Annotated in this window: 18 protein-coding genes; 16 read left to right on the top strand and 2 right to left on the bottom strand. The window is 60.7% G+C overall.

From position 1 onward, the window contains the following. Positions 1 to 35: 35 nt before the first annotated feature. Both PMW70_RS03315 and PMW70_RS03310 read left to right on the top strand, forming a co-directional pair. Entirely contained in the window at positions 36 to 1412 is a 1377-nt protein-coding gene (locus tag PMW70_RS03315) for an alpha-amylase family glycosyl hydrolase (protein ID WP_271743865.1), read from the top strand. 3 nt (positions 1413 to 1415) lie between these two features. Beyond that, positions 1416 to 1979 carry a uracil-DNA glycosylase family protein gene (locus PMW70_RS03310; RefSeq protein ID WP_117629239.1) on the top strand — a complete coding sequence of 188 codons (564 nt, stop codon included), beginning with the start codon at positions 1416 to 1418 and terminating at the stop codon, positions 1977 to 1979. A 1-nt stretch (position 1980) separates the two neighbouring features. Here the strand turns inward: PMW70_RS03310 and PMW70_RS03305 are convergent, their stop codons facing one another. Beyond that, positions 1981 to 2643, bottom strand: coding sequence for a hypothetical protein (locus PMW70_RS03305; protein ID WP_271743864.1), 663 nt, complete (start codon positions 2641 to 2643; stop codon positions 1981 to 1983). Positions 2644 to 2736: 93 nt separating this feature from the next. Here PMW70_RS03305 and PMW70_RS03300 point away from each other — a divergent pair, with 93 nt between their 5' ends. The 12 genes from PMW70_RS03300 (at position 2737) to rpsJ (ending at position 20293) form a co-directional block, all read left to right on the top strand. Beyond that, a complete protein-coding gene (locus PMW70_RS03300; protein WP_271743863.1) occupies positions 2737 to 3873 on the top strand; it encodes a pyridoxal phosphate-dependent aminotransferase in 1137 nt (378 codons plus the stop codon). Between the two features lie 503 nt (positions 3874 to 4376). Continuing rightward, positions 4377 to 4898, top strand: coding sequence for a 50S ribosomal protein L10 (gene rplJ, locus PMW70_RS03295; RefSeq protein WP_089572500.1), 522 nt, complete (start codon positions 4377 to 4379; stop codon positions 4896 to 4898). 102 nt (positions 4899 to 5000) lie between these two features. Next, entirely contained in the window at positions 5001 to 5378 is a 378-nt protein-coding gene (gene rplL / locus PMW70_RS03290; RefSeq protein ID WP_006235005.1) for a 50S ribosomal protein L7/L12, read from the top strand. A gap of 313 nt (positions 5379 to 5691) precedes the next feature. Further along, positions 5692 to 6600: a UTP--glucose-1-phosphate uridylyltransferase gene (locus PMW70_RS03285; protein ID WP_089572499.1), complete on the top strand. Its 909-nt coding sequence runs from the start codon at positions 5692 to 5694 to the stop codon at positions 6598 to 6600. A gap of 287 nt (positions 6601 to 6887) precedes the next feature. After that, on the top strand, positions 6888 to 10379 hold the full coding sequence (gene rpoB / locus PMW70_RS03280; RefSeq protein ID WP_199408987.1) for a DNA-directed RNA polymerase subunit beta: 3492 nt from the start codon (positions 6888 to 6890) through the stop codon (positions 10377 to 10379). 6 nt (positions 10380 to 10385) lie between these two features. Continuing rightward, on the top strand, positions 10386 to 14864 hold the full coding sequence (locus tag PMW70_RS03275) for a DNA-directed RNA polymerase subunit beta' (RefSeq protein ID WP_271743862.1): 4479 nt from the start codon (positions 10386 to 10388) through the stop codon (positions 14862 to 14864). Between the two features lie 201 nt (positions 14865 to 15065). After that, positions 15066 to 15584 (top strand): RNA polymerase sigma factor, encoded by a 519-nt coding sequence (locus PMW70_RS03270; RefSeq protein WP_271743861.1) that lies wholly within the window; start codon positions 15066 to 15068, stop codon positions 15582 to 15584. Further along, positions 15535 to 16611: a DUF4179 domain-containing protein gene (locus PMW70_RS03265; RefSeq protein ID WP_271743860.1), complete on the top strand. Its 1077-nt coding sequence runs from the start codon at positions 15535 to 15537 to the stop codon at positions 16609 to 16611. Before PMW70_RS03270 ends, PMW70_RS03265 begins: the two co-directional genes overlap by 50 nt. 269 nt (positions 16612 to 16880) lie before the next feature. After that, complete coding sequence (gene rpsL, locus PMW70_RS03260) at positions 16881 to 17258, top strand: 30S ribosomal protein S12 (protein WP_006235012.1); 378 nt, start codon at positions 16881 to 16883, stop codon at positions 17256 to 17258. 73 nt (positions 17259 to 17331) lie between these two features. Beyond that, entirely contained in the window at positions 17332 to 17805 is a 474-nt protein-coding gene (gene rpsG, locus PMW70_RS03255; RefSeq protein WP_006235013.1) for a 30S ribosomal protein S7, read from the top strand. A gap of 19 nt (positions 17806 to 17824) precedes the next feature. Continuing rightward, positions 17825 to 19924: an elongation factor G gene (gene fusA, locus PMW70_RS03250; protein ID WP_022094183.1), complete on the top strand. Its 2100-nt coding sequence runs from the start codon at positions 17825 to 17827 to the stop codon at positions 19922 to 19924. Positions 19925 to 19984: 60 nt separating this feature from the next. After that, positions 19985 to 20293: a 30S ribosomal protein S10 gene (gene rpsJ / locus PMW70_RS03245; protein ID WP_022094184.1), complete on the top strand. Its 309-nt coding sequence runs from the start codon at positions 19985 to 19987 to the stop codon at positions 20291 to 20293. A 116-nt stretch (positions 20294 to 20409) separates the two neighbouring features. Here the strand turns inward: rpsJ and PMW70_RS03240 are convergent, their stop codons facing one another. Then, complete coding sequence (locus PMW70_RS03240; RefSeq protein WP_271743859.1) at positions 20410 to 21186, bottom strand: biotin--[acetyl-CoA-carboxylase] ligase; 777 nt, start codon at positions 21184 to 21186, stop codon at positions 20410 to 20412. A 174-nt stretch (positions 21187 to 21360) separates the two neighbouring features. On the opposite strand from PMW70_RS03240, the gene PMW70_RS03235 reads away from it, so the two are divergent. Together PMW70_RS03235 and PMW70_RS03230 are read left to right on the top strand one after the other, a co-directional pair. Continuing rightward, the gene (locus PMW70_RS03235) at positions 21361 to 22320 is read left to right on the top strand and encodes a 3-oxoacyl-ACP synthase III family protein (RefSeq protein ID WP_271743858.1); all 960 of its coding nucleotides are present in this window, start codon (positions 21361 to 21363) and stop codon (positions 22318 to 22320) included. A gap of 52 nt (positions 22321 to 22372) precedes the next feature. Continuing rightward, positions 22373 to 22609, top strand: coding sequence for an acyl carrier protein (locus tag PMW70_RS03230; protein ID WP_006235019.1), 237 nt, complete (start codon positions 22373 to 22375; stop codon positions 22607 to 22609). Position 22610 lies beyond the last annotated feature (1 nt).

Genomic DNA, 22610 nt, shown 5'->3' with positions numbered 1-22610 from the left:
GGATGGCGTTGTGTTGAGCTTACCGGGAGGCTGCTATGTGGGCATACGAGACGACGTTCTATCAGGTCTATCCGCTGGGCTTTTGCGGAGCTCCGCGCGAAAACGCCGCGCCCGTTGCCGAGGATGAACTCGCCCAGGCTGCCAACGCCGCGCCTAACCCCGATGCTCCCATTATGAAAATCGCCCAATGGGCCGGCTACCTGCAGGAACTCGGCATCGGTGCTGTGCTCATTAACCCGCCGCTCGAATCCGACAGTCACGGTTACGACACGCGCAGCCTGCGCCATATCGACCGTCGCCTGGGTGGGGATGCCGACTTTGCCGCCGTGTGCGAGACACTGCATGCCCATGGCATCCGTGTGGTGCTTGATGCCGTCTTCAACCATGTCGGTCGCGGTTTTTGGGCCTTCCGCGATGTTCAGGAGTGCAAGTGGGACTCGCCCTACAAGGACTGGTTTCACATTAGCTTTGACGGCGACTCCTGCTATGGCGACGGCTTTTGGTACGAGGGCTGGGAAGGCCATTTTGAGCTTGTGAAGCTCAACCTGCAAAATCCCGCTGTGGTCGATTACCTGCTCGAGTCCGTGCGCCGCTGGGCCGACGTCTTTGGCGTTGACGGCCTGCGCCTGGACGTCGCCTATATGCTCGATCGCGACTTCATGCGCCGGCTACACTCCTTTACCCGTGAGCTCAAGCCCGACTTTGTGCTGATCGGCGAGACGCTCCACGGCGACTACAACCAGATCGTCAACGACGAGATGCTCGACTCCTGCACCAACTACGAGTGCTACAAGGGCCTGTACTCCAGCTTTAACTCGGTCAACATGTTCGAGATCGCGCATTCGCTGCATCGCCAGTTTGGCGGCGATCCGTGGTGCATCTACCGCGGCAAACACCTGCTGTCGTTTGTCGACAACCACGACGTGCCGCGCCTGGCGAGCATCCTCACCGACAAGTCGTGCCTGCGTCCCGCCTATGGCATGCTCTTTGGCATGCCGGGCATTCCGTGTGTCTACTATGGCAGCGAGTGGGGGATTGCCGGCGAAAAGGGCGGCCCCGATGGTGACTGGGCGCTGCGACCTGCGCTCGATGAGCCTGCGCCCAACGAGCTGACGGCGTTCGTCACGCAGCTCACGCACCTTCGCTCGGCCGACGACGCGGCGGCCCGTGCTCTCAACTACGGTGCCTATCGCAACGTGGTGATCCAGAACAAGCAGCTGCTGTTCGAGCGCGCCTGCGACGGCGCGACGGTACTCGTGGCGGTGAATGCCGTGGACGAGCCTTACACCTTTGGCGCTGGCGAGCTCAACGGGTCCTTTGTTGACCTGCTTGCCGACGGCGCGCCCACGGTTGAGCTGACGGGTACTCTTGAGCTTGCGCCCTACGAGGTGCGCTATCTGTCGAGGGCCTAGGTCATGGCAACGCCTGACGAGGGCTATCAACATATTGAGCACGGGTTCGAGCCCGTGTTCGACCAGCACTCGCGCATCTTGGTGTTGGGGTCGTTTCCCTCAGTGCTTTCGCGTACCAATGCCTTTTATTACGGCAATCCCCAGAATCGCTTTTGGCGCGTGATGGCCGCGTGCCTCGGTGTGCTCGTGCCACCCAACGAGGGCGATCCTTTGGCAAGCGGTGAGCCCGCGACGCTCGATGCCTCCATTGCTGCCAAGCGATCCATGCTGCTGAACGGCGGCGTGGCCCTGTGGGATGTGATCGAGAGTTGCGACATTAAGGGCTCGAGCGACGCGAGCATTCGCAACGTTGTGCCGGCACATATCGAGCGCATTACCGATGTCACGCCGATTGAGGTCGTTATCTGCAACGGCGGCGCGGCCGGGCGGCTCTACAAACGCTATCTACAAGAGCGGACGGGGCTACCTGCCATCGTGCTGCCGTCGACGAGTCCTGCCAACGCGGCGTGGCGTTTGGAGCGGCTTGTCGAGCGTTGGAGTGAAGCCGTTGACTGGGCAGCTTATTAATTTAGATTATTGATTGAGTGCGGGCGCCGAGGTGTTTCAGAACGCCTCGCCAGATCGGCGCGGGCACGGCTGGCTCGGCGCAAACCATGCCATTGGTGTCGATGTCCTCGGCACTGCCGCCGCCGAGTCGCTGCGCATGCTCAACCGAGCAACCCATACGCACCGCACCCACGAGCTTGTCCATGGCTTCGGAAAACGGTCGGCGCAAGAGGCCCATGCGCGGGGAGTGGCGAAGCGCTGCGATGCCGCTGCCGGCGCAGATGGCAACGCCGCCACACCACGTTAGTTTACGGAGCTCGCAAGCTTCCCGCAGGCGCTTGACGGGCATGTGCGCCCCCTCGGTGCTTCTGTGGGCAACCTGCACGACGACATAGACGCGTGTCTCTGCATTCCCAAGGCGATCGAGCATCTGCTCGACAGTGATCATCGCCCCGTCATCAAATGCATCATCAACGGCGAGCACGAGGCCATCGGCGGCAGCATCGTCATCATCCGCCTTCAAGTCGACCGGTCGGGGGAGTACAGTGCCGGAAAGCTGTGCATAGGCGGCGATGGCATCCTGCAGGTCCCAGAGCAAAAACTCAAGATCGGCGCTATTGGGAATGCTGATATACGCAATGGTCTGCAACGTTTTTGGTACATCGCCGCGCGCGATCGTCTCCATGCCGCTTCCTTTCCGGTTGGTTTCCGTTTAGGTTACACCGTCCGGCGGCGCCCCGCCGCGCTATCCTAGTGCAACCCTTACGAAAGGAACGCCATGCGCCTGCCCATGAATACCTCGCTTGCCACGCTCAAGCCCTCCGGCATCCGCCGAATCAACGCGCTCGCCGCTCAGCATCCGGGATGCATCGCGCTTGCGCTCGGCGAGCCTGATTTTCCCACGCCCGATGTGATTAGCGCCGAGGTGACCGCCGCGCTGGGCCGCGGCGACACGCACTATCCGCCCAACAACGGTCGCCCTGTCCTGCGCGAGGCGCTGTCTGCTTACATGGGGGACGCGGGCCTTACGTTTTCGGCCGACGAGGTCATCCTGACCGACGGCGCGACCGAGGCCCTGTCGGCAACATTCATGGCTATGCTCAACCCCGGCGACGAGGTTATTATCCCCACGCCGGCCTTTGGCCTGTACGAGAGCATCGTCGTAGCCAATCACGCCAAAGCGGTCTTTTTGGATACGGAGCCTGCGCAATTTCAGATTGACGAGGAAGCGCTTCGCGCCTGTGTGACCCCGGCGACCAAGGCCATCGTTATCTGCTCGCCCAACAATCCCACGGGCTGCATTCTCAACGCGGCATCGCTCGACGCCGTGGCGCGCGTAGCGGAGCAGTCGGGCATCTACGTGGTCTGCGACGACGTATACAACCGCCTCGTCTATGTGGACGGCTACGAGCGCTTTGCCCAACGCCACCCGGAGCTACGCGAGCAGACGGTCGTCATCGAGAGCTTCTCCAAGCCATGGGCCATGACCGGCTGGCGCTTGGGTTGGCTCGCAGCGGCAGCCCCCGTCATCGCCGAGATTGCAAAAGCTCACCAATACCTAGTATCGAGTGCCGTCTCCTTCGAAATGGACGCCGCAGCTCGAGCCCTCACCGTCGACCCAGCCCCCATGCTCAAAGTCTACCGAGCCCGCCGCGAACGCGTGCTCGCAGCCTTAGACGCCATGGGCCTCGACGTAGTAGAACCAGCAGGCGCCTTCTACGCCTTCCCCAGCATTAAGCAATTCGGCCTAACAAGCGAAGCCTTCTGCATCAAAGCCATCAAAGAGGCCAACGTAGCTCTAGTCCCGGGCGACTGCTTCGGCACCGAAGGCCACATCCGCCTAAGCTACTGCGTCTCCGACGAAAACCTGGACGAAGGCCTCCACCGCCTGTCAACCTTCGTTTCAACTCTATAGCCCAGAGGGATCCAACCCATCAGCCCACCGACCCAAGCATCATGAGTGGGGCGCGCCGCTCAACGGACACGAGGATTCGCCGCAAAGTTACCGCAGCTCCGGCCCGAGGGGACGGGTCGAGATTTTCGTAGATTCCGCACGAGCCGAAGGCCACTTAATGTGGCCTTCGTGCGAGTCAGGACTTGACCGAGCGAAAATCTCGACCCGTCCCCTCGGGCCGGAGCGTATGCAGGGTTTGTGGACGAATCCTCGAGCCCGTTGACCGACGCCGGGGTCCCCGCCATAATACTTTCGGTTCACGCACGAATCCGCTGCCAGAGACAGCCGGTGCAAACGGGCATCGCCCGCGAGCTTAATGGGATATCCCGCCAGCCGAGGTGGTCGAGTAGATATGTCTTCTCGCCCCCGTCGCTCATGCAGCGCGGGGGCTTTCTTTTTGGACATGCCCCCGTCACGTCCTTGTGGCGGACCGTGCCCGGAAAGAATTCGAGGAGGTGTAATTCATGCCCCAGCAGTACAAAATCGACAAGGTTGCAGAGATCGAGTCCCGTATCGCCGAGAACGCCGGTCTGTTCGTCGTCAACTACAACGGTCTGACGGTTAAGCAGGCTCAGGAGCTGCGTCATCAGCTTCGCGAGTGCGGCGCCGAGATGAAGGTCTACAAGAACAACCTGGTCAAGATCGCTCTCAAGAACCAGGAGCAGCCCGAGCTCGACGAGATCCTCGCCGGCCCCGTCGCTTATGTGTTCTACGAGACCGAGCCGGTCGAGGCCGCTAAGGCCCTTAAGGACTTCTCTGCTAAGTCCAAGGGCGTCCTTGAGATCAAGGGCGGTATCTCCGACGGCAAGGCCGTTTCCGCTGATGATGTTAAGGCTATCGCCGAGCTGCCCACCAAGGATCAGCTTCTCGGCCAGATCGCCGGTCTCATCTCCGGTTTCGCTCGCGACATCGCTGTCTGCGTCAACGGCGTTTCCTCTGGTCTCGCTCGTTCGATCCAGCAGGTCTCCGAGCAGAAGGCAGCCTAGTCGCTGTTTTCACCCGCGGCGGCAACGCCGCACCCCTGGCGCATTCGCGCCGTGTTTTAACTGATCTCCGTGCACAGACACGGAAACCGAAAGGACTTAGAAATGGCTAAGCTTACCACCGATGAGATCATCGATGCTCTTAAGGAAATGACCCTTCTCGAGGCTTCCGAGCTCGTCAAGGCTATCGAGGACACCTTCGGCGTTTCTGCCGCTGCTCCTGCCGCTGTTGTCGCCGCTCCTGCTGCTGGCGCTGCTGAGGCCGAGGAGAAGACCGAGTTTGACGTCGTGCTCGAGGGCTTCGGCGACAACAAGATCCAGGTCATCAAGGCCGTCCGTGAGCTCACCAACCTTGGCCTGAAGGAGGCCAAGGAGGTCGTCGAGGGCGCTCCCAAGGCTGTTCTCGAGGGTGCCAAGAAGGAGGACGCCGAGGCTGCCAAGGAGAAGCTCGAGGCTGCTGGCGCTGCTGTCACCCTCAAGTAATCAGGCTCTCTCGCCAGATTTCTTTGCAGACGGGACTCGCTATGCGAGCCCCGTCTTTTTTGTTTTGGCCTCTCATTCCCATTGCTCGGCACGCAGAACACCGTTGTCTTCGCCGTGCCAATCCCGTTACCGCTGGGGCGTAAAATTGCACCATTCGAGCAATAATTTGCGTTGACCTGCTGAAGAATTGCGCTTGCCTTACGGTGACGTATGTCTCCGGCGGTAAGATACTTCGGTATCGCAATTTGGTCTGCGGCCGCCGTGCCGCACGCATAGGGCGCATTCTGCGCCTGTGAAAGGATCCTTGAATAACATGAAGGCAATCATCCCCGCCGCCGGTCTTGGCACGCGTTTTCTGCCTGGCACTAAGTGCACGCCCAAAGAGATGTTGCCGGTGCTCGACAAGCCGGTCATTCAGTATGTCGTTGAGGAGGCACTCGACCCCGAGGAGGTCGACGACGCCATCATCGTTACCTCTCCCGGTAAGCCCGAGCTGCTGAGCTACTTCCAGCCCGATCGCTCGCTCGAGAACCTGCTGCGCGAGCGCGGCAAGAATGCCTATGCCGATGCCGTCGCCCATGCTGGCGGTATGCCGGTCGACTTCCGTTATCAGTACGAGCCCAAGGGCCTCGGCCATGCTATCCGCTCTGCTGCCGACGCCGTGGCAGGGGAGAACTTCCTGGTTCTTCTGGGCGACTACGTTGTGCCTAACCGCGACATCTGCGACAAGATGCTCGCCGTTTCCAAGGAGCACGGTGGCGCTTCGGTTATCGCCGTCGCTGCTTGCTCGCCCGAGGAAGTCAGCCGCTATGGCGTTATCGCCGGCGAGCGCGTCGGTTCGCTCGAGGGCGCCGAGGGCGTTGCCGATGCCGAGCCGGGCGCTGTCTGGCGCATCGGCGGTCTGGTCGAGAAGCCTGCTCCCGAGGCGGCTCCGTCCAACCTGTACATCGTCGGTCGTTACCTGCTGAGCCCGCTGGTCATGGACCTGCTCGCCGATCAGCAGGCCGGTAAGGGCGGCGAGATCCAGCTTACCGACGCCATGGCCCGCTCGCTCGATCGTGAGGCCATGTACGCTGTCGTCATCGACCCGCTCTCGGGCTACGACACCGGCACCCCGTCTGGCTGGATGGCCACCAACGCCCTCATGGCCGCAAGCGATCCTCGCTTTGCCAGCGCCTTCTGGGACGCCATCGACGAGCGTGGCGGCTTGATGCGTAAGTAAGCCTTCGGGCATCGACATTTACGGGTGCGGACTTTGGTCTGCACCCGTTTTTTATGCGAGCTGCGATCGCCGGCTCTCTGTTCACAGAAAATATATGAACAGGTGTTCGATACGCATATATCTACCTGCACATTTTCTGTCGAAAAACTTTGCTACTCCAAAAACTCAATCGCGTCAAGGCTTTTCTTGCTCAACGGTCGGTACCTGATAAACTATTAGGTTGCGATAACTGGCGAAGCTATGCCTCGCCAACCCACCGAGCATTTCCGTGAAGGAGGAAAAACCTGGTGACCTACGCATACACTGCCACTGAGCGCAAGCGCGTCAGCTTCGGGAAAATCCCGGAGGCCATGGAGCTCCCCAACCTTATCTCTGTTCAAAGGGAATCCTTTGAGCGTTTTAAGGACGAGGGCCTTCGTGAGGCGTTCAAGGAATCCAGCCCCATCCAGAGCCAGAACCATGTTCTCGAGGTTACCTTCGGCGAGCATCAGTTCGGCGACCCCGCGCACACCGTCGAGGAGTGCCGCGAGAAGGACATGACCTATCAGGCCCCGCTTCTGACCGACGTCCGTCTCACCAACAAGGAGACCGGCGAGATCAAGGAGCAGCTCGTCTTCATGGGCGACTTCCCCATGATGACCGATCAGGGCACCTTCATCATCAACGGTACCGAGCGTATCGTCGTCTCGCAGCTCGTCCGCTCCCCGGGCGTGTACTACAGCTCCGAGATGGATTCGGGCAAGCAGATCTACAAGGCCCAGATCATCCCGTCCCGCGGTGCCTGGCTTGAGTTTGAGGTTGACAAGCGCGACCAGCTCATGGTCTCCATCGACCGTAAGCGTAAGCAGAGCGCCACGATGTTCCTGCGCGCTCTTGGCATCGCCGTCACCAACGACGACATCATCGAGCTGCTCGGCAACTCCGATGTGATCAAGCGCACCCTGGAGCGCGACACCGCCCTCACTCGCGAGGACGCCCTCATCGAGATCTACCGTCGCCTGCGCCCGGGCGAGCCTCCCACCGTGGACGCTTCCCGCAGCCTGCTCGAGGGTCTGCTCTTCAACCCGCAGCGCTACGACCTGGCCCGCGTCGGTCGTTACAAGGTCAACAAGAAGCTCAACCTCACCACCGAGGAAGAGGTCACGGTGCTCACTGACGAGGATATCGTCGCGACGCTGCGCTACCTCCTGTCCCTCGCTGCCGGCGAGCAGGGCTTCAAGGTCGACGACATCGACCACTTTGGCAACCGCCGCATCCGTACCGTCGGCGAGCTCGTCGCCAACCAGTTCCGTATCGGCATGAGCCGTATGGAGCGCGTCGTCCGTGAGCGCATGAGCTCCCAGGACATCGACGAGATTACCCCGCAGTCGCTCATCAACATCCGCCCGATCGTGGCTTCCATCAAGGAGTTCTTCGGTTCCTCGCAGCTCTCGCAGTTCATGGACCAGGCGAACCCCCTGACCGGTCTGACCCACAAGCGCCGTCTGTCCGCACTTGGCCCTGGTGGTCTTGCCGGCCACAAGTCCGGCTCCAGCCGCCGCACCAACGTGCCGACGGCCGTCCGCGACGTTCACAATTCGCACTACAGCCGCATGTGCCCGATCGAGACCCCCGAAGGCCCCAACATCGGCCTGATCGGCTCGCTCGCCCTCTACGCCCGCGTCAACGAGTATGGCTTCATCGAGGCCCCGTTCCGTCGCGTCGAGAACGGCGTTGCCACCGACCAGATCGACTGGATGACCGCTGACGAGGAAGAGAAGCACGTCATCGCGCCGGCCAACACGCCGCTCGATCCCAAGACCAACGAGTTCATCACGACCGATGCCGAGGGCAAGATCGTCCGTCCGCACACCGTGATCGCCCGTACCCGCGACTTCGACGGCTCCTTCGGCGCTCCCGCCGACGTGCCCGTCGAGGACGTCGACTACATGGACGTCTCGCCGCGTCAGATGCTCTCCGTCGCAGCCACGCTGATCCCGTTCCTTGAGCACGACGACGCCAAGCGTACGCTCATGGGCGCTAACATGCAGCGTCAGGCCGTGCCGCTGGTTCACCCCGCCGCTCCCTATGTCGGTACCGGCATGGAGCGTCGCGCCGCTCTGGACTCCGGCGAGGTCACCCTGGCCAAGAACGCCGGCGAGGTCATCTTTGCCGACGCCGCCAAGATTATCGTCAAGCATGCCGGCGGCATGGACGAGTATCACCTGGCCAAGTATCAGCGCTCCAACCAGTCCACCTGCATCAACCACCGTCCGCTCGTGCGCGTCGGTGACACCGTTGAGCAGGGCGAGCCTCTGGCTGACGGTCCTTCGACCGATCACGGCGAGCTCGCACTGGGCCAGAACCTCACCGTGGCCTACATGCCGTGGGAAGGCTTTAACTACGAGGACGGTATCGTCGTGTCCGAGCGCCTGGTGGCCGAGGACCTGCTGACGACCATCAACATCACCCGTCACGAGATCGACGCCCGCGACACCAAGCTCGGCCCCGAGGAGATCACCCGCGAGATCCCGAACCTATCCGAGGACATGCTTGCCAACCTCGACGAGGACGGCATCATCCGTATCGGCGCCGAGGTCGGCCCTGGCGACATCCTGGTCGGTAAGGTCACGCCTAAGGGCGAGAGCGCTCTGACCGCCGAGGAGCGCCTGCTGCGCGCCATCTTCGGTGCCAAGGCGCACGATGTCCGCGACACCTCCCTTAAGATGCCTCACGGCGCTTACGGCCGCGTCATCGACGTCGTCCGCTTTAGCCGCGAGAACGGCGACGACCTGGCCCCCGGCGTCAACGAGCAGGTGCGCGTCTACGTCGCCCAGCGTCGTAAGATCCAGCAGGGCGATAAGATCGCCGGCCGCCACGGCAACAAGGGTGTTATCTGTAACGTTCTGCCGGTCGAGGACATGCCCTACATGGCTGACGGTACCCCGATCGACGTTATTCTCAACCCGCTGGGCGTTCCTTCGCGTATGAACGTCGGCCAGCTGCTCGAGTGCCACCTTGGCTGGGCTGCTGCCTGCGGTTGGGATACCGAGCAGGCCGACTCCGACAAGTACGTCCCCGGTCCGTTCTTCACCGCCACGCCCGTCTTCGACGGCGCCAAGGAGGACGAGATCGCCGAGGTCATCCGTCGTGCCAACAAGAACATGCTCAACAAGGCCACCGCTGCCTTTGGCGATCACATGCGCCCCGAGTTCGTCACCCAGCTTGACGAGCGCGGCAAGACCCGTCTGTTCGACGGCCGCACCGGTGAGGAGTTCCGCGAGCCCATTACCGTGGGTACGTCCTACATCCTCAAGCTCGGCCACATGGTCGACGACAAGATCCACGCCCGTTCGACCGGCCCTTACAGCCTGGTTACCCAGCAGCCTCTGGGCGGCAAGGCCCAGTTCGGCGGCCAGCGCTTCGGCGAGATGGAAGTTTGGGCACTGTACGCATACGGTGCTTCCAACGTCCTGCAGGAGATCCTGACCGTCAAGTCCGACGATACCGTGGGCCGCGTCAAGACCTACGAGTCCATCGTCAAGGGCGAGAATGTTCCGGTCCCGGGAATCCCCGAGTCCTTCAAGGTTCTCGTCAAGGAGATCCGCTCCCTCGCACTGGACATCGAGCCCATGCACGATGCCGACGAGGACGCCTCCGCCCCTGTGACCGCCGAGGAGACCTCTGCTCTCGACGACCTGGCTGCGCTCGCCGGCGTTGACGCCGACGTCGAGGCCGAGGATGCCGAGACCGCCGAGGCGCCCGAGGCTGTCGCCGCCACGACCACTGATAAGGAGTAGTTGACTGTGGCAGATTTCGAAGCTACTGATTTTGACTCGGTAAAGATCTCCCTTGCCTCCGCCGACCAGATCCGTTCCTGGTCGCACGGCGAGGTCAAGAAGCCGGAGACCATCAATTACCGTACCCTCAAGCCCGAGAAGGACGGCCTGTTCTGCGAGAAGATCTTCGGTCCCGCCAAGGACTGGGAGTGCTCCTGCGGCAAGTACAAGGGCATCCGCTTTAAGGGCATCGTCTGCGAGCGCTGCGGCGTCGAGGTCACCTCGGCCAAGGTGCGTCGCGACCGCATGGGCCACATCGAGCTAGCCGCTCCCGTGTCCCACATCTGGTACTTCAAGAGCCCCACGAGCTTCCCGATGAGCCGTATGCTCGACATCAAGTCCAAGGACCTCGAGAAGGTTCTGTACTTTGCCAGCTACATCATCACCGAGGTTGACTACGAGGCTCGCGAGGCCGACGCCGACGACCTGCGCGAGGAGCTCGCCGCCGATCTGGAAGAGATCGATGCCGAGTGCGCCCGCCAGATCGAGTCCCTCAAGGAGCAGGGCGACCCCGAGAACTTTGACGAGTTCTCCGACGAGGAGCCGCTGACCCCCGAGGAGATCGCCTCTGGCATCGTCGACATCGAGGAAGAGTGCAAGGACGAGAAGCAGCTCCGTACGGACGCCTTCAACGCCTTCATGAAGCTCACCGAGCGCGACCTCATCTCCGATGAGCCGCTGTTCCGCGAGATGACCCGCTACTACTCCATGTACTTCAAGGGTGGCATGGGTGCCGAGGCCGTCCGCGACCTGCTCGCTGCCATCGACCTCCCCTCCGAGGCCGAGAAGCTCAAGGCCATCATCGCCGACGAGGACTCCCAGAAGCAGAAGCGCGAGAAGGCCGTCAAGCGCCTCGAGGTCGTTGACGCCTTCCTGAAGGGCGGCAACAGCCCCGCGAACATGATTCTGGACGTCATCCCGGTCATTCCGCCCGATCTGCGCCCGATGGTCCAGCTCGACGGCGGCCGCTTCGCCGCGTCCGACCTCAACGACCTGTATCGTCGCGTGATCAACCGTAACAACCGACTCAAGCGCCTGCTCGACCTGGACGCCCCTGCGATCATCGTGAACAACGAGAAGCGCATGCTCCAGGAGTCCGTGGACGCCCTGTTCGACAACGGCCGTCGTGGTCGCCCGGTCTCTGGCCGTGGCGGTCGCCCGCTCAAGTCGCTCGCCGAGGCCCTCAAGGGCAAGCAGGGTCGTTTCCGTCAGAACCTGCTGGGCAAGCGTGTCGACTACTCCGGCCGTTCGGTAATCGTTACCGACCCCAAGCTGCTGCTGCACCAGTGCGGTCTGCCCAAGACCATGGCGCTGGAGCTCTTCAAGCCCTTCGTCATGAAGCGCCTGGTCGAGCTTGGCAAGGTCGAGAACATCAAGGGCGCCAAGCGCGCTATCGACCGCGGTGCCACCTTTGTGTGGGATATCCTCGAAGAGGTCATCGACGGCCGCGTCGTGCTGCTCAACCGCGCACCGACCCTGCACCGTCTGTCTATCCAGGCCTTTGAGCCGGTTCTGGTCGAGGGCAAGGCTATCCACCTGCACCCGCTGGTCTGCTCGCCCTTCAACGCCGACTTCGACGGCGACCAGATGTCTGTCCACGTGCCGCTGTCCAGCCAGGCTCAGGCCGAGGCTCGCGTGCTCATGCTCTCTGCGAACAACCTGCGCTCGCCGGCATCCGGCAAGCCGGTCAACATCCCCTCGCAGGACATGATCATTGGTGTGTACTACCTGACCCAGGTCCGCGACGGTCTGCCGGGCGAGAACCACGTGTTCGCCAGCTTCGACGACGCGCTGCACGCCTATGACTGCCGCTCCGAGGTCGACATGCAGGCCAAGATTCAGGTCCGCGTGTCCGCTGCCGACGCCAATGTCATCAACGAGGACGGCACCCGTATCTTCCGCGTCAAGAACGGCAAGAACGAGTTCGTCGACTACGACGTCACCGGCAACAAGACCGCGCGCTTCGAGACCTCTATCGGCCGCATCATCTTCAACCGCCAGTGCCTGCCCGAAGACTACGAGTTCATGAACTACAAGATGGTCAAGGGCGATGTGGCCAAGCTGGTTGCGGACTGCTGCGATCGTTACCCCGAGGCCAAGGTCGGCCCGATCCTCGACGCCATCAAGTACTCCGGCTTCCACTACGCTACCCGCGCCGGCCTCACTATCTCGGTGTGGGACGCTCTCATCCCTGCCGAGAAGCAGGAGCTGCTCGATCGCGCCCAGGCCAACGTCGACCAGATCAACGAGTACTTCGAGGAGGGCTTCATCAACGAGACGGAGCGCCACATCGAAGTCGTTAACGAGTGGACCGCTTGTACCGATAAGGTTGCAGCGCTCATGCTCGACTTGTTCGACGAGGAGAACCCGCTCTACATGATGGCCGACTCCGGCGCCCGTGGTTCTAAGACCCAGCTGCGTCAGCTCGGCGGCATGCGTGGCCTGATGGCAGACATGTCCGGCGAGACGATCGACCTTCCCATTAAGGCGAACTTCCGCGAGGGCCTGCTGCCGCTCGAGTACTTCATTTCGACCTACGGCGCCCGTAAGGGCCTGGTCGATACCGCATCCCACACCTCGGACTCTGGTTACCTGACCCGTCGTCTGGTCGACGTGGCCCAGGACGTCATCGTCCGCGAGGAGGACTGCGGTACGCACGAGGGCGTCACCTACAACCTCATCATCCCCGGCACCACCGACCTCAACACCGACCTCGTCGGCCGTTGCTTCATTGAGGACGTCGTGGCTCCCGATGGCACCGTGCTCTTTGAGCAGGACGGCTACATCGAGAAGGTCGCTGACATCCAGAAGATGGTCGATGCCGGCCTTAAGAAGGTCAAGCTTCGCGCGCTGCTCACCTGCCGCTCCAAGTACGGCGTGTGCCAGAAGTGCTACGGCTGGGATCTTTCCACCCGTCGTCCGGTCGCCATCGGTACCGCGGTCGGCATTATTGCCGCCCAGTCCATCGGCGAGCCCGGTACGCAGCTTACGATGCGTACCATTCACTCCGGCGGCGTCGCTGGCGTCGACGATATTACGCAGGGTCTGCCTACGGTCAGCCGTATGTTCGATATCGTCGGCAACGTCAACGAGAAGATCCTGGGTCGTGAGGCCGAGCTGGCTCCGTACTCCGGTCACCTCTCGATTAAGCCCGAGAAGTCCGAGTACGTGCTGACGCTCACCGACTCCGAGGATCACACCCGTGTCCTCGACGAGCGTCGCGTCCCCGCTTCGGTGCGCTTTATGCCCGAGATCGAGGACGGCTGCGAGGTTCGCGCCGGCGACCAGATCACCAAGGGCTTCGTCAACTTCCGCAACCTGCGCAAGCTGACCGACATCGAGTCGACGATGCACACCTTCGTCGAGAGCGTTAAGGACGTCTACACCAGCCAGGGCGTCGACCTGAACGACAAGCACATCGAGGTGCTCGCACGTCAGATGCTGCGTCGCGTTCAGATCACCAACCCCGGCGACTCCAAGTACCTGCTTGGTCAGTACGTCGACCGCTACGAGTTCGCCGACGAGGTCGAGCGCGTTGCCCGTCTGGGCGGTCAGGCTCCCGTGGCCGAGCCCGTCATCCTGGGTACGCTCAAGGTCGCGTCCAACATCGACTCCTGGCTGTCGAGCGCTTCGTTCATCCGTACCGCCGGCGTCCTTACCGAGGCTGCCATCGAGGGCAAGGTCGACCACCTGCTCGACCTTAAGTCCAACGTCATCGTCGGTAAGAAGATCCCGGCTGGTACCGGCCTCAAGCCGTACGCCAACGCCAAGCTGACGTATCGTACGGCCGACGGCTACGTGGACATCGACGGCCCGGCTTCGCCCAACGCCAAGTCGCTGCCCGAGTGGGCTCCGGTTGAGCTCAAGGACCTGGACGAGCAGCTCCCGCAGCAGCTCGACTGGGCCGGCTACGACGAGTTCGGTGGTGCTGACGGTTCGTTCACCCGCAACGGCCACACCATCTCCGCCGAGAAGGCTCGCCTGTACCTGTTCGACGACCTGGGCGTGTCGCAGCGCTGGACCAACAAGTTCAGCGAGGTCGGCATCGAGACGGTCGGCGACCTGGTCGGCAAGTCCGAGGAGGATCTGCTGCGCATCGATGGCATCGGTGCCAAGGCGATCGAGGAGCTCCGCGACGGCCTGGAGGCCCACGACCTGCTCTACATCCTCGAGAACAACGACGACGTTGCCGACGAGGAAGACCTCTCGCAGCTGCTGCAGATGGTCTTTAGCCCCGACGGTCCGGACGACATCCTGCTGGGCACCTCCGCCACGCCGACGCATCACGCCGACGCCGACGAGGAGCTCCTGGGCGCCCCGATCGACGACAAGAAGGCTCCCGCCAACGGTGCCATCAACGAGGACATGGCTTCCCTCGACGAGCTGCTCAACCAGCTCGTGGACACTGACGATGTCGAAGAGGCCAAGGACAACGACGAAGAGTAACTTCCAAGTACGTTAACCGCCCTTCCAAAGACCCGTTTCCCAACAGGGAAGCGGGTCTTTTTTGTTGAAGAAAACCTGCCAAAAAGGGACAGGTTTATTTTGGTAGGTTTTTCCTGCTTGAATTTGAAACATTCCGTTCGGTCAAAGCGTATCTATGGTGAGGGCCTCATCGAGAACCATTAACGTCACCGGGAGGTGATTATGGAAGAACAAGCTTTTAGACAGGCAGTCGAAGATCACCGGGATGTCGTGTTTCGAATCGCATTGACGTATCTGCGCGATCGTGCTGACGCCGATGATGTCGCTCAAGATGTCTTTCTGAAGTTACTCAAAAGCGATGCGCAATTTGAAAGCTGGGAACATCTTCGTCGATGGCTTATCCGGGTCACGATCAATGAATGCAAATCGCTCTTTCGAAAGCCATGGAGGCGTGTGGAGGATATTGAGAACCTGGCCGAGTCGCTTTCGACAGCGCAGGATGAGACCAAGGCGGTCCTGTCAGACGTTATGCGACTTCCGGAGCGATTCCGCGTTCCCATCGTGCTCTATTACTATCTGGGCTTTTCGACCTCAGAGATTGCCGAGTTACTGCATGTGCCAGCCGCGACCGTTCGAACGCGTTTAGCTCGCGGTCGATCGAAACTCAAGTTCATCCTAGAGGAGGGCGACAGTGAAATCCAACCAAATCAAGCAGGCCTTCGAGTCCGTCCAAGCCGATAGCGATCTTGCTGACCGTGTTCTTTACTCCGCTGCTGGTGAGCCGCTTCATCGAAAGGGTCACGCGAAGCCTCTGTATGTTGCCGTGATCGGATGCCTTGCCGGAGTGCTGGCGACCGGAGGGGTCGCCTACGCCGTCGTCAATTCCAGTTATTTTGCCTCTGCCTGGGGAAACCATGGCAACGGAGAGTCCATTACCTGGACTCAAGGTGGCTCGTCGGGGACTAAATATACCTACACCAGAGAGTTTGGTGATGGTATCGCGCCCCAAAGCTTGGAGGGTTCAGTACAGAAGGTCAATCTGTCCGTCGAGGGCAACGGCTATACACTCGACATTCATGATATGGCTATCGATAAAAACGGTTGCGGTGCCGTGACGTTTACGTTGTCCAATCCAAATGGTGTTAACTACTACAAGCCGGCAGCAGAGACTGGCGAACTTGTTCTCTATGGTGAAGAAGAACAAGGCATCGGCACGCCCGACATGAAGTTCGGCGAGGAATGGGCTGACACACGCTGCACCATTGATAAGGACACATCAAGCGATACTGTCATTAATGGCACGATGTACTTTGCTTCTATGGATCGCGAGCGAGGTTTTCAACATGCGGTCACCTGGAATATCCAGTGGACCGAGGGCGAAGGTGAGAGTGCGAGGCAGTTTAAAGCATCGACGCCCGAGTTTAGCGTTGGAGCGTACGTCGATACAAAGGAACTCCGCTCCGGTGACTCGTCTCTCGAGATCAGTCCGTTTTCCATCCAGACGCACATCGATGATTTGGGCTATGAAGCAGTTGATAATAAGCTGACCGTCAGCTACAAGGATGGATCGGAGCAGATTATCGAAGATGACGACGCAGGGGTGTTCAACTTATATTTTTCTTATGCGCGCAATAGCGGAGAGAACATCTGGGTGCCAACGAAGTTGATTGATGTCGACCAAGTGGTCTCAGTAACGCTTGAGGGCACGAGGTGCACGTCAACAGGAGAGACCGAAACAGAAGTACCCTTTACCATCGTCTATTCGTAAGGTCTAGGCCGCTTCCTGCTAGAGGAAGCGGCCATTTTCGTGTTACATGGACGGCTGGAATGGGCACTTGCGCACAGGCGGGGATTCCTTTTGTGGAGGGTTTGCGGAAATGTGCCTAATTTAGGATACGCCCGGCGGCGTGGTGTGTTGACGGCACAGCTAACGCCACGTATCCTTTCGAACTGCGTGTTTCGTAGGGGGATGCTGACCCCTCGATTCAAGCCGTTGCACTTTACAGAAAGCTGGAATCATTCGAGAAGGAGTACGCTTTGCCTACTATTAACCAGCTGGTTCGCCAGGGCCGTCGTTCCGTGCCCAAGAAGTCCAAGAACGCTGCTCTGCAGCACAACTCCCAGAAGCGCGGCGTGTGCACTCGCGTCTTCACCACGAGCCCCAAGAAGCCGAACTCGGCTCTTCGTAAGGTTGCCCGTGTTCGCCTCGTCAACGGCATCGAAGTTACCGCTTACATCCCGGGTGAGGGCCACAACCTGCAGGAGCACTCCATCGTGCTCGTCCGCGGCGGTCGTGTCCGTGACCTCCCTGGTGTCCGTTATCACGTCATCCGTGGCGCCTACGACGCTGCTCCGGTCCAGAACCGTATGCAGGCCCGTTCCAAGTACGGTGCTAAGCGCCCCAAGGCCAAATAAGCCAGATAACGTTTTGATACTTTCGCCGTGTGCCGCTTAAGCGCCGCACGGTAGACACTTAAGGAGATTTCACATGCCGCGTCGTGCAGCAGCTAATCGTCGTGAGGTTCAGCCTGACGCCGTTTACAACAACCGCCTGGTGACTCAGCTCATCAACAAGGTCCTTCTTGACGGCAAGAAGGCCACCGCTGAGCGCATCGTTTACACCGCTTTCGAGATCGTTGCCGAGAAGTCCGAGGGTGGCGACGCTCTCGCTACCTTCAAGAAGGCTATGGACAACGTCAAGCCCACGCTCGAGGTTAAGCCCAAGCGTGTCGGTGGCGCTACCTATCAGGTCCCGATGGAGGTCAACTCCCGTCGTTCCACCGCTCTGGGCATCCGCTGGATCGTCAACTTCTCCCGCGCTCGCAAGGAGAAGACCATGGCCGAGCGTCTCGCCAACGAGATCCTCGACGCCTCCAACGGCCTGGGCGCTTCCGTCAAGAAGCGTGAGGACGTCTTCAAGATGGCCGAGGCCAACCGCGCGTTCTCTCACTATCGTTGGTAAGTTAAGGTAAGGAACTAACATGGCTAAGCCTAAGTACAAGCTTTCCGATACCCGTAACATCGGCATCATGGCCCACATCGATGCCGGTAAGACCACCACGACCGAGCGTATTCTTTACTACACCGGTAAGACCCACAAGATCGGTGAGGTCCATGAGGGCGCTGCCACCATGGACTGGATGGTTCAGGAGCAGGAGCGCGGCGTAACCATTACCTCCGCTGCTACCACCTGCTTCTGGAACAAGGACGGCAAGGACTACCGCATCCAGATCATCGACACCCCGGGCCACGTTGACTTCACCGCCGAGGTCGAGCGCTGCCTGCGCGTCCTCGATGGCGCTGTCGCCGTCTTCGACGCCGTTGCCGGCGTTCAGCCCCAGTCTGAGACCGTTTGGCGTCAGGCTTCTACCTTCAACGTTCCCCGCATCGCCTTCATCAACAAGTATGACCGCGTGGGCGCTGACTTCTTCAACGCTATCGAGACCATGAAGGATCGTCTCGACGCTAACGCCGTGGCCGCTCAGGTCCCGATGGGCGCCGAGGACAACTTCTGGGGCGTCATCGACCTGGTCACCATGACTGCATGGGACTTCAAGGCCGACGAGAAGGGCATGACCTACCCCGAGCCGATGGACGAGATCCCGGCTGAGTTCGCCGACATCGCTGCCACCAAGCGCGAGGAGCTCCTCGACGCTGCTGCCAGCTTTGACGACGAGCTCATGGAGAAGATCCTCATGGAGGAGGACTTCACCGTCGAGGAGCTCAAGGCTGCTCTGCGTAAGGGCGTTCTGGCCAACGAGCTCAACCTCGTCTTCGTGGGCTCCGCCTACAAGAACAAGGGCGTCCAGGAGCTGCTCGACGCTGTCGTCGACTACCTGCCCAGCCCGCTCGACGTTGAGGCCGTCACCGGTACCGATCCGGACACCGGCGAGGAGATCCAGCGTCATCCTTCCTTCGACGAGCCCTTCTCCGGCCTGGTCTTCAAGATCATGACCGACCCGTTCGTCGGTAAGCTCACCTACGTCCGCGTTTACTCCGGCCGCGCCGAGTCCGGCTCCTACGTTGTCAACGCTTCCAACGGTCAGCGCGAGCGCCTCGGTCGCATCCTCGAGATGAACGCCGCCGAGCGTATCGACCGTGACGACGCTGCCGCCGGCGACATCGTCGCTTGCGTCGGATTCAAGAACTCCACCACCGGTGACACCCTGTGCGCCGAGGGCAAGGAGATCGTCCTCGAGAAGATCGAGTTCGCTAAGCCCGTTATCGACGTTGCCATCGAGCCCAAGACCAAGGCCGAGCAGGACAAGATGTCCCTGGCTCTGACCAAGCTCGCCGAGGAGGACCCGACCTTCCAGGTGTCCACCAACCACGAGACCGGCCAGACCATCATCGCCGGCATGGGCGAGCTGCACCTCGAGATCATCGTCGACCGTCTGCTCCGCGAGTTCAAGGTTGACGCTAACGTTGGTAAGCCCCAGGTTGCCTACCGCGAGACCGCTGGTCACGACGTCGAGAAGGCTGAGGGCAAGTTCGTCCGTCAGTCCGGTGGTCGCGGTCAGTACGGCCACGCCGTCATCAAGCTCGAGAAGATGGAGGAGGGCTTCGGCTACGAGTTCGTCAACGCTATCGTCGGCGGCGTCGTGCCCAAGGAGTACATCCCGTCCATCGACAAGGGCATCCAGGAGGCCCTGAACACCGGTGTTATCGCCGGCTTCCCGGTCCTCGACGTTAAGGTCACCCTGTTCGACGGTTCTTACCACGAGGTCGACTCCTCCGAGGCCGCCTTTAAGATCGCCGGTTCCATGGCTATCAAGGACGCCCTCAAGAAGTCCGACCCGCAGCTGCTCGAGCCGATCATGGCTGTCGAGGTCGAGACCCCCGAGCAGTACATGGGCGACGTTATGGGCAACCTCTCCGGTCGCCGCGGCAAGATCGAGGGCATGGAGGATCGCAAGAACAGCAAGCTCATCCGTGCCAAGGTGCCGCTGGGCGAGATGTTCGGTTACGCTACCGACCTTCGCTCCCAGACCCAGGGCCGTGCATCCTACACGATGCAGTTCGACTCTTATGAGCCCGCGCCCAAGTCCATCGTGGACGAGGTCATGAGCAAGAACGCCTAAGTTCGAGCTCCCTGTTACGTAATCCGCGAGAGCATCTCTCGCACTCTTTGGAGGTTTAAGTTGGCTACCCAGAAGATCCGCATTCGCCTCAAGGGCTATGATCACGAGGTCGTCGATCAGTCCGCGAAGCTCATCGTCGAGACCGCTCAGAAGACCGGCGCTCGCGTTTCCGGTCCTGTCCCCCTGCCCACCGAGCGCAACCTGTACACGGTTATCCGCTCGCCGCACGTGAACAAGGACTCCCGTGAGCAGTTCGAGATGCGCACCCACAAGCGCCTCATCGACATCCTCGACCCCACCTCGGGCACCGTTGATTCGCTTATGCGTCTCGACCTCCCCGCTGGCGTCGACATCGACATCAAGCTCTAAGCGATATCGCTCATAGCTTAAAGGGCCCCGCTGCCGTTACGGTAGCGGGGCCCTTTTGTTTTGCATGATGGGTTTGGATCGCCGGGTAAGGCTGCCGAGCGGCTGGCTGTGGCGACCTACTCACTCAAGGGGCGCAATGACGCTTCCTCAAAACGGAAGGATCGCAAGCCGTCTTCTGTTTCGATGCACGCACGACCAAAGCCATCGACCGTTTTAAAGATGCCTCGCGCCAGCTCGTCACCGGCAGGGGAGCGGGCGATAACGTGCTTTCCAATCCAATTGAGGTGAGCGACATATTCGCCGTGGACGGGCGCGAGCGGTCCGGTGTTTTCTTCCATGGCGTTGAGGCGTTCTGCCCAGGCATCTATAGCGTCTATAACTGCGTGATAGACCTCATCGAGGAGCATGTCGACAGCTGGAACGTTCTCGTTAAGGTCCGAGAGACCGATTGCCGGCAGGCCGCCATCGGGCACCTCTTGGGGCGCATAGTTCACATTGACACCAATGCCACAGACGGCGAAAGGTTTGCCTTCGTTATCGCGTGCGGCCTCGACCAGAATGCCGCCGAGTTTGCGTCCACGCGCGACCAGGTCGTTGGGCCATTTGAGGCCAATCTCGTTTGCAAGACCCTGTTTTTCGAGCGCCTCGAGCACCGCTAGGCCGCTGACGGCAGCAAGACCAGAGTACTTCGCAGGATTAACGCATGGACGCAGGACAATCGAAAGCAATAGGTTGCCGGCGGTTGAATCCCACTTGTGGCCGCGCCGGCCGCGTCCTGCTGTCTGAGCCCGGGCGGCAAGTCCTGTGCCGTGCGACGCTCCCTGTTTTCCTGCTTCGAGCAGGTCATCGTTGGTCGATCCGGTTACGTCGACTATCGTTAATTTGGCATCCATAACGGCTGCTACCTCCTTAATGAATAAGTGAATAACGCAATGGTGTCGAGAGAGACACAATGTGAAGCCTTTGTCGCATTTGGACAATTTAATGTTAACACGTTAACAACGACTGAAATGCGCTATCCTCTCTTGGTCGATGTAAACACGTCAACAACTCAAAGGAGGTTAGTGATGGGTTTCACGATTCTTGGAACAGGCTCGGCGCTTCCTAAGCGCAGTGTTTCCAATGACGAGCTGTCCGAGTTCCTCGATACCTCGGATGAGTGGATTTTTACCCGCACAGGTATTAAGAGTCGCCACGTCTGCACCACCGAGTCACTTGACGACCTTGCCGTAGCGGCGAGCGAGCGGGCACTTCAGGTGTCCGGAATCGACGCGAGCCAGTTGGATCTGATCGTCTGCTCGACGACGACGGGTGACCACCTTGTTCCCGCCGAGGCGTGTGCCGTTGCTGAGCGACTGGGCGCGACGTGCCCTGCCTTCGATGTCTCGGCTGCCTGCGCCGGCTTCGTATTTGCGCTCGATGTTGCCGAGGGCTATATCGCCCGCGGTCGCGCCGAGCGCGTGCTTGTCGTTGCTGCCGAGCAGATGACGCGCGCGCTCGACTGGACCGACCGTGCCACCTGCGTGCTCTTTGGCGATGGGGCAGGCGCCGCGGTGATTGAGGCTGGGGGAGACAGTCCCCTTGCCGTTGAGCTTTCGACGGCGCCCGACGTCGAGACGTTGTGCGTTCCCGGTCTGGTCGGCACCTCGCCGTTTAAGGCTTCCGCAGATAGCGCGAGCGTGCTGTCCATGAATGGCCGCCGCGTGTTCAAGTTCGGCGTCAACGCCATCTGCGACACGGTCCATAAGCTTGCGATCGATGCGGGCATTTCGGTCGAAGACATCGACCACTTTGTATTCCATCAGGCTAACGAACGAATCCTGAGTCAGGCGGTCAAGCGCCTCGGCGTGCCAGACGAGCGCGTGGTTCGAACGCTGCGCGAGACCGGCAACATTTCGAGCGCCTGCATTCCTCTTGCGCTTGACCGACTGGCACGCACCGACGCACTGAATGCGGGCGACACCATCACCCTCGTTGGATTTGGCGCCGGTCTGGATATAGGTGGCTATCTACTTCGTTGGAAGTAGTCGCACATAGGAAATAAAAACGCCCCTAGGGCACAAACAAAGGAGAACTACCATGGCAGATCAGAAGACCTTCGAGCGCGTTTGCGATGTTATCCGCGAGACCGCCGGTCTTGACGACGTCGAGATGAAGCCCGAGTCCACGCTCGAGGAGATTGGTCTCGACAGTCTGGGCACCGTCGAGATCCTCGTCGCCGTTGAGGACGAGTTTGGCATCCAGCTCGATACCGAGGAGAACCCCAAGACGGTCGGCGAGTTCGCCGATACGGTCGAGGCGGCATTGGAGAAGTAGA

Origin of the sequence: Collinsella aerofaciens (assembly GCF_028209625.1) — a bacterium.
Taxonomy (GTDB): Bacteria; Actinomycetota; Coriobacteriia; order Coriobacteriales; family Coriobacteriaceae; genus Collinsella; species Collinsella aerofaciens_AM.
This window is presented reverse-complemented; position numbering and strand designations above follow the sequence as displayed.